Annotated in this window: 9 protein-coding genes and 1 other annotated feature (1 of these 10 cut by a window edge); of the genes, 8 read left to right on the forward strand and 1 reads right to left on the reverse strand. The window is 35.5% G+C overall.

Annotated elements, in window-relative coordinates; all coding sequences use genetic code 11:
* Window positions 1-38, reverse strand: a sequence feature (His leader region); it reaches 81 nt to the left of the window's first position.
* 240 nt (window positions 39-278) lie between these two features.
* Window positions 279-1289, reverse strand: coding sequence for an ornithine carbamoyltransferase (gene argF, locus ACFFIT_RS01570; protein ID WP_385875755.1), 1011 nt, complete (start codon window positions 1287-1289; stop codon window positions 279-281).
* Between the two features lie 816 nt (window positions 1290-2105).
* On the opposite strand from argF, the gene ACFFIT_RS01575 reads away from it, so the two are divergent.
* The 8 genes from ACFFIT_RS01575 to ACFFIT_RS01610 all read left to right on the forward strand — a co-directional run bounded on the left by ACFFIT_RS01575 (window position 2106) and on the right by ACFFIT_RS01610 (window position 12806).
* Entirely contained in the window at window positions 2106-3425 is a 1320-nt protein-coding gene (locus ACFFIT_RS01575; RefSeq protein ID WP_385875757.1) for a glutamate-5-semialdehyde dehydrogenase, read from the forward strand.
* 154 nt (window positions 3426-3579) lie between these two features.
* Window positions 3580-5706: a polyphosphate kinase 1 gene (ppk1, locus tag ACFFIT_RS01580; RefSeq protein ID WP_385875759.1), complete on the forward strand. Its 2127-nt coding sequence runs from the start codon at window positions 3580-3582 to the stop codon at window positions 5704-5706.
* Between the two features lie 72 nt (window positions 5707-5778).
* Window positions 5779-6765 carry a TIGR01777 family oxidoreductase gene (locus ACFFIT_RS01585; RefSeq protein WP_385875761.1) on the forward strand — a complete coding sequence of 329 codons (987 nt, stop codon included), beginning with the start codon at window positions 5779-5781 and terminating at the stop codon, window positions 6763-6765.
* A gap of 398 nt (window positions 6766-7163) precedes the next feature.
* The gene (locus ACFFIT_RS01590; RefSeq protein ID WP_385875763.1) at window positions 7164-8744 is read left to right on the forward strand and encodes a cytochrome ubiquinol oxidase subunit I; all 1581 of its coding nucleotides are present in this window, start codon (window positions 7164-7166) and stop codon (window positions 8742-8744) included.
* Between the two features lie 2 nt (window positions 8745-8746).
* On the forward strand, window positions 8747-9886 hold the full coding sequence (gene cydB, locus ACFFIT_RS01595) for a cytochrome d ubiquinol oxidase subunit II (RefSeq protein WP_385875765.1): 1140 nt from the start codon (window positions 8747-8749) through the stop codon (window positions 9884-9886).
* 48 nt (window positions 9887-9934) lie between these two features.
* Window positions 9935-10051 carry a cytochrome bd-I oxidase subunit CydX gene (gene cydX, locus ACFFIT_RS01600; protein ID WP_385875766.1) on the forward strand — a complete coding sequence of 39 codons (117 nt, stop codon included), beginning with the start codon at window positions 9935-9937 and terminating at the stop codon, window positions 10049-10051.
* Between the two features lie 597 nt (window positions 10052-10648).
* Entirely contained in the window at window positions 10649-12370 is a 1722-nt protein-coding gene (gene olsF / locus ACFFIT_RS01605; protein ID WP_385875768.1) for a bifunctional ornithine lipid synthase OlsF, read from the forward strand.
* A 313-nt stretch (window positions 12371-12683) separates the two neighbouring features.
* Window positions 12684-12806: a hypothetical protein gene (locus tag ACFFIT_RS01610; RefSeq protein ID WP_385875770.1), complete on the forward strand. Its 123-nt coding sequence runs from the start codon at window positions 12684-12686 to the stop codon at window positions 12804-12806.
* The last annotated feature ends 381 nt before the right edge of the window (window positions 12807-13187 follow it).

Consider the following 13187-nt stretch of genomic DNA (forward strand, 5'->3'; position numbering starts at 1 on the left):
ATCACCTGAAAGATCATTCAGTGTGATGGTGATGATGTAAAAATAAATTTAAATCAAACATAGTCTATACCTTAATAAGTGAATAACATTTTCAGTTAGTTCAAGTAACATAAATAAATAATGATATTACGATAAATCATTAAGAGATAATTTGCAAGAATTAATTGAACATTTTAGTGATTGCCCTATTTTTCTAAGAATTGCCCAATTTTAATCTTGTTAACGCGCACCTTAAGGACAATTAGAAAATTCACTAATTGCCAATGAAAGCAAACATATTAATAAAGTAAAGGGGATAGCGTTGCGACCATGACAGACTTAATGGTGTGCATCCTATTTTCAGCTTGATCAAAAACAATGCTATGGCTTGATTCAAAGACTTCATTAGTGACTTCAATTCCATTAGGCATATCAAATTGCTTAGCAAGTTCAGCACCTATCACTGTCTCAGAGTCATGAAATGCAGGTAGGCAGTGCATAAATTTAATATTTGGATTCCCTGTTTTTTCTAGCATACTCATCGTCACTTGGTAAGGCTTTAATAAATTAACTCTTTCTTCCCAAACAGATTTAGACTCTCCCATCGAGACCCAAACATCTGTATAGATAAAATCAGCACCTATCACACCTTCAGAAATGGACTCAGTGATATCAATTTTACCTCCACTCAACAGGGCTTTTTTCTTACATTGGGAGATAAAATTTTCATCAGGCCAAAATGCCTTAGGCGCAATCAAAGTTAGAGTAAAGCCCATTAAACCTGCCGCTTCAAGTAAACTGTACCCCATGTTGTTACGAGCATCACCGACATATACTAATTTTTGTTCTTCTAGTGGTAGTTTACAATGTTCTGTCATGGTCAAAAGATCTGCCAATACTTGAGTTGGATGGAATTCGTTAGTTAAGCCATTCCATACCGGAACACCAGCATATTGAGATAACTCTTCTACGATTTTTTGTCCATGACCACGGTATTCTATTGCATCATAAAAGCGTCCTAGCACTCTTGCACTGTCTTTGACCGACTCTTTATGGCCAAATTGGCTGCCTGAAGGTCCTAAGTAAGTCACATGTGCCCCTTGATCAAATGCAGCCACTTCAAATGCACACCGAGTACGAGTAGAGTCCTTTTCAAATATTAATGCGATATTTTTGCCTTCTAGAGATTTGCTTTCAGTGCCCGTTTTCTTTGAGGTTTTAAGTACATGAGCTAAGGTCAATAATTGATGTATTTCATCAGAAGTGTAGTCTGAAAGTTTTAAAAAAGAACGACCGTAAAAATTATTCATACCTTATCCCTTATGTGAATTAGCAATATGTTTGCAATACCATATTATGGTTTAATAAGTTTTGATGCATAACTATTTCTAGTTAAAAATACGACTTATTTGTAGTTTAGGTCATTGCATAATTAAAACACAAAAAAATTAAACCAACCATTAATATTTATGGACTGATACTTTAATATTTAACATAAAAAAAAACAAAAAAAATATATGCTTTTTTGTAAAGTTATCTTTTAAAGTAGCTACTTACCCAAAGTGTAGACTTTGTTTTCGGTCATTCAACAAATGAAAAAGTTGCTTGACAGCTTACGATTTATAATCGAAATGGTATTTATCTAATCACACTAATAACTTGCTAGAGCATTATGTGCTCAAAAACGCCTTTATTGATAGCATCATTATTTATTAAGCGCCACAAAAAAGATAGCATTTACTGAAAATACTTGCATAACATTTGACTTAATCACGATATCTTGGCTAAAAGTAACTTAACATTTAAAATAATATTCAAAAAAATTTCACTAACTGCCCTCAAATTGACTCTTTATGAACTTAAGATCGATCAATAAAATTTACTTCAATTAGTGAAAGGACATTGTTAGTAGTCAGTATAAGGCCCATTCATATTAACAACTATACCCTATTTTTAGAATTTAGGCTCTTAGATAATATCACCTTAATTTTTTACAAATAAGGTTTAATTGTGAAGGTCTTGTTGCTATGATGTATCGGTAAATAGTATAAATCAATTCTAAATGTACTGAATAATTATGGATAAATTTTAGTTCTTTTTTAGTTATTTAAAGGCACTGTGCGCAAATGAAAATCGAGAATCAAAAAGAAATAGCCATTGAAATGCAAGAGATAGCGAGAGCTGCTAAACATGCAACATGGGATCTTGTCAAATGTTCAGCTGATGAAAAAAATCAACTACTTTTGCGATTAGCAGAAGCATTATTGGCACAGAAAGATCTTCTAATCGCGGCCAATAAGCAGGACTTACTTGCTGCAGAACAAGCCAATCTTCCCCCTTCATTAATTGCCCGTTTAGTTTTAGATAACAATACCTTAAAACAAATCATCGATGAACTCAGGCATGTTGCATCCTTACCAACACCTATTGGCAACACATTAGAAGGGAAAAATTTAACCAATGGCTTACGTCTTGAGAGACGTGTAGTTCCTTTAGGCGTTGTCGCGGTGATTTATGAAGCTAGGCCGAATGTTACAATAGATGTTGCTAGTCTTTGTCTTAAAACAAGCAATGCTGTGATTTTACGTGGTGGCAAAGAGACCCAGCATACTAACAAGCTTTTGGTCAGTGTTATCCAAGATACTTTAGAAGAATTTAATTTACCTAGAACTTGTGTACAGGCTATTACAGATCCAGATAGAGCATGGGTTAATGAGTTGCTAAAACAAGATAAATATATCGATATGCTAATCCCAAGGGGAGGAGCTGCTTTGCATAAACTCTGCAAGGAGAACTCTTTTATACCAGTTATCACAGGTGGAATTGGTGTATGCCATATTTACTTGGAAAGTTCTTATATTTTCAATGGAACATTTGATACAGAAAAAATTGCTCAAGCTATAGCATTAATTGAAAATGCCAAATGCCAAAGGCCAAGTGCGTGTAATAGCCTAGAAACGCTATTAATCGATGCAGAGATTGCTGAAGCATTCATTCCTTTGTTATATGATGATTTATTGAATAAAGGGGTTTCTTTTCGTGTCTGCCCTAACTCAATGCAAGTTTTAAATAAAACCAACAGGTTTGATAAAATTCAAGAAGCCAATGATGTTCATTATAGTGAAGAATCTCTTAGTTTGGCGCTTAATATAAAAATGGTTAATAACATGCAAACAGCCATTAAACATATCAGAGAATATGGAACTGCTCACTCTGACGCTATTTTAACTCAGAGTATGCAATTAGCTGACTTATTTGTTGACTCAGTTGATTCTGCTGCAGTTTACGTGAACGCCAGCACTCGATTTACTGATGGCGCACAGTTTGGCTTAGGGGCTGAAGTAGCTGTAAGCACCCAAAAACTGCACGCCCGAGGTCCTATGGGGCTTGAGGCACTTACCACTTATAAGTGGATAGGCCGAGGCGAGAATACTCTAAGACAATAATTTTATAAGAGTAATCACTTTAGTATAATAAATTTGTCATTTATAAGTGTTATAGAGTATCTTTATCTCAATCAATTGTTTTATAAGAGTATGAATGTCCACTCATTTCGAACATTTATACTCAGATGTCATATTGAACTGAATTGGAAAGATCATGAGGCAAGAAAAATTATATATAGAAAAAGAGCTGAGTTGGCTTGCATTTAATGAAAGAGTGCTCCAAGAAGCAGCTGATAAACGCAATCCTATTATTGAAAGGATGCGTTTTTTAGGGATTTATGCCAATAACTTAGATGAATTCTACAAAGTTCGTTTTTCCGATCTTAAAAGACGTGTAGTCATTGCGGAATCACAAGGAACAGGCAAAACACTTAGGCACCTACTAAAAAAAATTCAAGCAAAATCTTTTAAAAGTGATGAACAATTTGACCAAATCTATTCTACCCTGTTAATAGAGCTCGCTCGCCACCATATATTTCTCGTCAATGAACATCAATTAGGTGAAACGCAAACCCAGTGGGTAAGAGAATATTTCAACAAAGAAATAAAACAACACGTCATTCCTATTTTAATTAATCAAGATACACGGTTAATTGACTTTTTAAAGGATGAATATACATATCTTGCTGTAGAAATTATTCATGAAAGCACAATTCAATATGCACTGTTAGAAATTCCAACAGATAAAGTGCCAAGGTTTATAAAACTTCCGCCAGAGGCATTAAGTCGTCGAAAAACAATGATTCTAGCAGACAATGTACTTAGATTATGCCTAGAAGATATTTTCAGACCTTTTTTTGATTTTGAAGAAGCCCACGCTTACTCAATGAAAATGACACGCGATGCTGAATACGATTTAGTTACCGAGGTGGAGTCAAGTTTATTAGAAATAATGTCTTCAAGCCTCAAGCAACGCCTAACCGCAGAGCCAGTCAGATTTACCTATCAACGGGAAATGCCGCATGCGATGGTTGAGCTTTTGATGAAAAAACTCGAACTGTCAAATTATGATTCTGTAGTACCAGGAGGTCGATATCACAATTTTAGAGATTTTATTAATTTTCCACAAATGAATAAGCCTCTTTTGCAAAACACCCCGTTGCCTACACTATCAAATAAAAACTTTTCACTATTTCGTAACAAATTTTTAGCCATCAAAAATAGAGATATTCTCCTTTACTATCCCTATTACACATTCGATCATGTATTAAAATTATTGCACCAAGCCGCATTTGATCCTGATGTGTTATCAATTAAAATCAATATTTATAGAGTTGCCAAAGACTCTCAAATATTGAATACCATAATTCATGCTGCATATAATGGAAAAAAAGTCACTGTTGTTGTGGAATTACAGGCTAGATTTGATGAAGCAGCTAATATCAGCTGGGCCAAAAAACTGACTCAGGCAGGCATACACGTACTTTTTTCTGTGCCCGGGTTAAAGATCCATGCCAAACTCTTTCTAATTAGTCGAAAGGAAGGTAATGAAATTGTTCGTTATGCCCATATCGGAACGGGTAATTTCAATGAAAAAACAGCAAAGATTTATACCGATTACGCCTTACTGACCGCTAATCCTGACATCACGAATGAAGTGAGGAGCGTATTCAATTTCATTCAAAATCCTTTTAAACCTGTGACATTTAAACACTTATTAGTCTCGCCACAAAATAGCCGAAAACGCTTGCATCAGCTAATAGATAATGAAATAAAAAATGCACAACTTGGCTTAAATGCAAAAATAACACTTAAAATTAATAATTTGGTAGACAACGATCTGACTGACAAACTCTACCAAGCCTCAAAAGCAGGAGTCAAGGTAGATTTACTTATTCGTGGTATGTGCTCACTTATCCCTGGAATAAAAGGTGTCAGTGATAACATCAGAGCAATAAGTATTGTTGATAGGTTCCTAGAGCATGATAGAGTCTATATTTTCGAAAATGGTGGCGATAAAAAAATATATCTATCATCAGCCGACTGGATGACACGCAATATTGACAATAGAATTGAAGTTGCTGTCCCAATTCTCGATGAACATATTAAAAATAGAGTGCTCATGATCATTAATTTATTATTTAGTGATACAACTAAAGCTAGGGTATTAAATAAAGCATTAGATAATCAATATGTGCATGAACTCCGAAAAGAAACAAAACCAACTACGAAACGCTCTTCTGATAAGGATACTGATCCCTCAGAACTAAATATTCGTGGGCAGGTAGCTGTTTACCACTTTTTAGCCAATGAAGAGCATATTAATGATGTGAAACAGTAGCATTTTATATGTAACTCGCTTTTTATTGTGCTATTGTGTATGCTTTGATGGATTTTTAATGGAGTTTACTGTATGACTGGATTACTCAAAGGCTTAACCCGAAATGCACCTATTACGCTTTCTTTAATGGATAACCCATTTAACAATCTCACGCCTCAACATGTACTACTAACAGGGGGTACCGGTTTTATAGGATCTTTAATCACCTCTCAGTTATTGGCAGCTCATCATAAAGTTACCCTCTTAACTCGCTTCCCTGAAAAAGCCAAGACTCTTTTAGGCCCTAATATTTCGGTGATTAGTCAATTGAATGAATTAGCTTCATTGCCTGATGTGGATTGTGTTATTAATCTGGCAGGAAAACAAATTGTTGGTTTGCCTTGGTCACAAAAGCAAAAAAATAAACTCATTGAAAGTCGACTGAACATTACGACACAATTGGTAAGTTGGTTTAAGCAGTGTCCCCAAAAACCACAACTTGTTATTCAGGCATCTGCAATTGGCTTTTATGGTGTCAGAGATGGCGATGAAATTCTGACAGAAGAAAGTTTAACAGGCCAAGGATTTATGGCTGAACTTTGCCAAATATGGGAAGAAAAGGCTCAACTTTTATCCGATGACAACACTAGGCTTGTGACTTTTCGATTAGGGGTTGTGTTTGGTCAAGGAGGGGCGTTACCTAAATTAGCACTTCCTTTCTATTTTGGTGTTGGTGGAAAATTAGGCGATGGAAAACAAATTCTCAGTTGGGTGCATAGAGAGGATGTAAGCAGAGCTTTTGCTTTTGCTATGACGAATTCAACCGTAAACGGGACATATAATTTGGTTGCACCTGAGACTATCTCACAACAAAACTTTGCATCAACATTAGGAAAATATATCAAACGCCCCTCATTTTTTCCTATGCCAAAATTGGTGCTGACTTCCATGTTAGGAGAAATGGCAGATGTATTTGTTGGTGGCCAAAATGTGTCTAGTGCAAAACTTCAAGCCTCTGGATTTAGTTTCAACCACCCGACAGTTATTGATGGACTACGAGCCACATCAATAATATGTTAAATGCCAAAGCAAAACTATGCATTTATTAGAGATATAAGCAATAGTAACTCAATTGCTTATATCTCTACCCGCCTTTCATCATTTTTTCTCAACTTTATATCACTTAACTAATTCATTTAAATACATTTTAATTTGATCTAAATCAAGCTCTCTCCAAATGTTAAATTATTGAATCAAATTGTTAATTATAATGTTAAGAGAATATGTTGTTTTTGTAGTGATTTAATCTCAAATTGGTAAAAAAAAAGCCTTTAATCGAATATCGCTTTTGTTTTACTCTGATTATCTTACAATTACATTGCAAATATACATAACTGATGATTATGTTCTCTATTTTATTCTAACCTGAATAATTGTTTTTAAAAATCAATCCTTTTCTTACTGACGCTGGAGGTAAAATGATCGACGTTGTAGAACTCTCTCGATTACAGTTTGCGTTAACAGCGATGTACCACTTCTTATTTGTGCCATTGACTTTAGGGTTAAGCTTCTTATTGGCTATAATGGAAACAACGTACGTCCTTACAGGCAAACAAATCTATAAAGATATGACTCGCTTTTGGGGTAAGCTCTTTATGATCAACTTCGCCCTCGGGGTTACCACTGGACTGACAATGGAATTCCAATTTGGTACCAACTGGTCACGCTATTCTCACTATGTAGGAGATATCTTTGGTGCTCCTCTAGCTATTGAAGGCTTAATGGCGTTCTTTTTAGAATCGACTTTTGTGGGTTTATTTATATTTGGCTGGGATAGGCTATCTAAATTACAACATTTAACCGTAACTTGGCTTGTTGCACTCGGCTCAAATCTTTCAGCCCTCTGGATACTGATAGCCAATGGCTGGATGCAGCATCCTGTTGGTTCTGAATTCAACTACCTCACTTATCGTATGGAGATGAGTAGCTTTAGTGAATTGCTATTTAATCCTGTCGCACAAGTCAAATTTGTACATACTGTCGCTGCGGGTTATACAACGGGAGCAATTTTTGTTGTAGCCATTAGTTCTTATTTTATTCTTAAAGGCAGAGACTTTGCATTTGCTAAACGATCTTTTGCCATGGCTTCTACCTTTGGACTTGCTGCTATCCTATCTGTCATCGTATTAGGTGATGAATCAGGATATGAGCTCGGCGATGTGCAAAAAACTAAGCTTGCCGCTATTGAAGCGGAATGGGAAACTCAACCAGCTCCAGCTGCTTTCACCCTATTTGCCATCCCTGATCAAGAAAACATGACTAATCACTTTGCGATTAAGATTCCTTGGGCACTTGGAATAATTGCTACTCGTTCTCTAGATGGGGAAGTTTTAGGGATTAACGACCTTAAAATTTTACATGAAGGCAGAATACGAAATGGGATTATCGCGTATGATGCTTTAACTAAACTTCGCGCGGGCAGCCAAGATCCTACAGTTATGGCTGAATTTGAAAGAACCAAAAATGATTTAGGCTATGGTCTACTTCTAAAACGTTACAACAATGAAATTGTCGGTTCTTCTGAAGAACAAATTGCTCAAGCTACAGAAGACTCAATCCCTCGTGTATTACCTCTTTACTTTTCATTTAGGATCATGGTGTTGAGCGGTATATTGATGTTATTTTTATTTATTACATGTGTGTATACCACATTTTCAAATCAAATCGGTAAAAAACGCTGGGTTCATCACTGGGCTTTATGGAGTTTACCATTGCCTTGGATAGCTGTTGAAACGGGTTGGTTTGTTGCGGAATATGGTCGTCAGCCGTGGGCTGTTGGTGAAATCCTTCCAACACATATTGCTGCTTCAAATCTTACCGTAGGGGACATGATTTTCTCTATGGGACTCATTCTGGCTTTGTATACTGTATTTCTTGTAATAGAAATCTACTTAATGAGAAAATATATTCGCATTGGGCCTAGCTCTCTAAAAACTGGTCGCTACCATTTTGAACAAAGCACTGTTTCTAATTTAGCAAATGCAGATCAAGGAGTCTAATTATGTTTGATTATGAAGTACTTCGGTTTGTCTGGTGGCTACTGATTGGTGTCTTACTGATTGGGTTTGCTATCACTGATGGCTTTGATATGGGCGTTGGCATACTCGTCCCTATTATTGGTAAAACAGATACACAACGTCGCGTGATGATTAATAGTATTGCCCCACATTGGGATGGTAACCAAGTTTGGCTTATCACGGCGGGTGGAGCAATATTTGCCGCTTGGCCAATGGTCTATGCTACTGCATTTTCGGGTTTTTATGTGGCAATGATATTGGTATTAAGTGCCCTATTCTTTCGTCCTATTGGATTTGATTACAGATCAAAACTGGAAAATCCACGCTGGAGAGGATGGTGGGATTTAGGGATATTCACAGGAAGTTTTGTGCCAGCATTAGTCTTTGGGGTTGCATTTGGTAATCTTTTGCAAGGTGTACCGACTAATTTTGATGCCGACGTAAATATATTTTACGACGGTAACTTCTTTGGCTTGCTCAATCCTTTTGCTATACTTGCAGGCGTGGTCAGTCTCATGATGATATCAATGCAAGGTGCAACCTACTTACAGATGCGTACCGTGGATGAATTACATCTAAGAGCGCGTAAAGCATCAATCGTAACTGCGTTGATTACCTCTATCGCTTTTGTAGTTGGTGGTATTTGGATAACCTATGGAATTGATGGCTTTATTTTGAAATCAGCTATTGATACCTCGGCAGATTCTGTAATTTTTGGTAAAGAAGTGGCTACTGAAACTGGTGCGTGGATGAATAACTATAAGAAATATCCTACTTTATGGATTTTTCCAGCCTTAGGAGCTATCTCTCCTTTGCTTGTTATTCTATTTTCAAAGTTAGGTCGTTGTGCTTGGTCATTCATTTTTTCTTCATTAACGCAAGCGGGTGTGATCATGACTTTTGGTATTGCAATGTTCCCATTCATTATGCCTTCAACTGTAAATCCTGAATTCAGTTTAACAATGTGGGATGCAACGTCTAGCCAAATGACCTTACAAATCATGACTATTGTTGCTATTATTTTTGTGCCGATTGTGCTTAGCTATACTGCATGGTGCTATTACAAAATGTTCGGCCGTTTAAATGATCGCTTTATTGAAGATAATAAACATCGTCTATATTAATTATTATGGTCTAGGTTTGAATCTAGACCATACATTAAGGAGAACACTATGTGGTATTTTGCATGGATTTTAGGTACGTTATTAGCCTGCTGTTTATCCATAATCACTGGTCTTGCATTAGAACATTTAGAAAATTCTAAGGAAGAAGAAGAGAAAAAGCAGTAAACCTTTCAATAATGGCTAGCATTATTGCTAGCCATTAGCATCTTATTTATTTCACCCACATCAACAACTGATTTATCTCCCTCTATTAAATAAACAAATAAACAAATAAACAGGCGACTATCTGATCTATCGTAATGAAAATTAATAGTGCATTTCTAGCATATTATTAGGGGGCATTTTGCACTTTTATTTATCAGCTGAAAAAAGAGCTAAGCCCTCAATATCACAAAATTTATAAATTCATTACATTAGGATTAAGTGTTCAGTAAACAAAAATTAATTATTTGTAATTATTGCGTTCAATTCATAGGAAAGTATTGTTATAATCAAGGTGATTTTTATAAACAATCCTATTAAGGATTTAAGCTTCCATTGCTGGATTTAAAAATTTATTGTTTTTCGAGGGAGAAATATCTGGTTTGAGTACAAAACGAAAAATTGTTAAAGCGTACCTCTTACATATCAAACCTTAAGCCTTAAAATTATCCTTACCATCTTTCTAACCATTGATTGACTAAGATCTGTTATTACCCTGATGTACACACAACAACCATAAATAATTAAATAAAGATGTAGTTTTAATAAAGGAACCATTAGATGTTCAATTTAGATGAAATTTTACCAAGTCATTTTGATAACTCATTTACAGGCAAAATAAAGAAAAGTATATTAAGAAAACTTGTAAGAGAAAAAGACTTCCACGAATTTTCTGCCAAGTATCCACATTTAAGAGGAATCGAATGTGTAGAACAAATACTTGATTATTTTGATGTCAGCAGCCAATATGTTGCTGATGATTTAGAAAATATTCCTGTAGAAGGCCCTATCATTATTGTGTCTAATCATCCGATTGGTTCTTTAGATGGCCTTCTGTTATTAAAACTCATATCAAAAGTACGACCAGATATTAAAGTGGTTGCTAATCAATTTCTTTCTTATTTAAAACCTATAAGCAGTTTATTTATCGGTGTGGATAATATCAATCAATCAACTCAGCGCAAACAAATAGAGGCTATGCACCAACAACTCAAAAATAAAGGTTGTTTACTTATCTTTCCGTCAGGTGAAGTATCTCGAGTTAAACCCAAAGGAGTAAGAGATCCTCGCTGGCAAACTGGATTTATTAAGTTAGCCATCAAATACCGAGCTCCCATCATTCCAATTCATGTCCAAGCGAAAAATAGTTTCCTTTTTTATACTGTTTCCTGGCTATATCGTCCCTTATCAACATTAATGTTAGTTAGAGAAATGTTTAAGCAAAGGGGTAAAACCATTACGGTTAAAATTGGGCAAATGATCCCTTTAGAGAATTTTACAGATCAAGGTATGCCGCTGTCTGATTTAGCCAGACGGTTCCGCAAACATGTTTATAGGCTAGCTTCAGGCAGAGCATTACTATTTGCAACCCGTTCACCCATTGCCGCACCTGAAGAGCGAAAGATGCTTAAAAAACATATTGAAGCCCAGCAATCTTTGGGGAAAACACCTGATGGAAAATCCATTTATCTTTATCGACGAGAAGATGAATCAAATAGTATTTTATTACGTGAGCTTGGGCGCTTAAGAGAGATTGCCTTTAGAGCTGTTGGTGAAGGGACTGGATTACGCCGAGATGTAGACATTTATGATGATTACTATTATCAATTAATGTTATGGGATCCTGAAGAATTAGAAATTGTTGGCGCCTACCGCTTAATACCAACCAATGAGATTGTCAAACAAAAGGGGATTGAGTCTTTATATACCCACTCGCTCTTTATTTATAATACACAAATGAACGAATATTTTGAAAAAGGTGTGGAACTTGGCAGAAGCTTCATTCAACCTAAATATTGGGGATTACGTGGCTTAGATTACCTATGGCAAGGAATAGGAGCCTTTTTAGCTGCTTATCCTGAGCACAAATATTTATTAGGGCCGGTGACCATTTCGGGTGCTATGCCAACTAAAGCAAAAGATTTATTAGTGGCTTTTTATCGCCTTTACTTTCAGCATACAATAGAATTAGCTAAATCAAGAGCCCCTTATCCTGAAAGTCAGCCGGAAATTTTGAGTTATTTTTCTGGCGATGATTATACAAATGATTTTGTAACTTTAAAAAGTTTACTTGCAAATATGAACTGTTCTGTACCAACTTTGTATAAGCAATATACTGAATTGTGCGAGTCTGGAGGGGCAAAATTCCTAGATTTTGGTATAGATGCATCTTTTTGCGACAGTATTGATGGTCTCGTTCTCATTGATTTGGACAAAATAAAACCGCAAAAATTTCAGCGTTACATCAGCATTCATCTAAGCCATAATCCCTCTATCAATTAGGATAATTGTTAATAATTTTATAGTAAACCACCATTAAATAAATGGATGTTTACAAATCTGACTAACCAAAATTTTCAGGTGAAGTTTAAATGAATGCCGTTAAATTCGCTAATAACCAAGGAGATCCTTATCTGCAAGAGGTATCCTGAGAACTCAACATAACAAAGAGCTCCTTAGATGCTTGGCTTAGAAATCATAGAGAACAATTAAATCAACTCTCTTCTGATAGTAAATTGGATCAGCTCAATAAAAATTATTAGCTATCGCAGAATCACATGCTTTCTCTGGCGAAGAACTCAGTCAGTGGTGTCGTATGAAAGGTATTTTTGAACATCAATTAAAGTCTTGGAAAAGAGAGTTTATTGAGGATTCTGATAAGAAAAACAGCTGTGTACATACAGCTGTTTTTACAACACAAAAAGAAAAGAAAAAATAAAATGCTACAGGGCATTTTAAAAATGGAAAAAAAGTATCAGCTGAAAGTACTGCATTGCTAGTGCTTTCAAAAAAATTCAATGTGTTGATTTCGGGAAAGTACAATTCACTGAAACTTCAATGCACATAAATTATTAGAATTAATCACTAAGGCTATTTCTTGTGGGGCTAGATATTTTAAATACTGAGAAGTTTTAGGTCTATCTAAGGTGACTTACCTATGTGGCTTACCCATGTATTTTATCTTAGGTGTATAAAGAATAAAGGCCTTAAAGTCAATGTAGATAAGCGATTAATACATTAAGCACCTGTCTTTAACTTATGTTGAGCCTAAAAATAAACTCCCAGAACTGGCGCATAACATGCTTAATAATTATCTAAA

Source organism: Thorsellia kenyensis (assembly GCF_042432445.1).
In the GTDB taxonomy this organism is placed as follows: Bacteria; Pseudomonadota; Gammaproteobacteria; order Enterobacterales; family Thorselliaceae; genus Thorsellia; species Thorsellia kenyensis.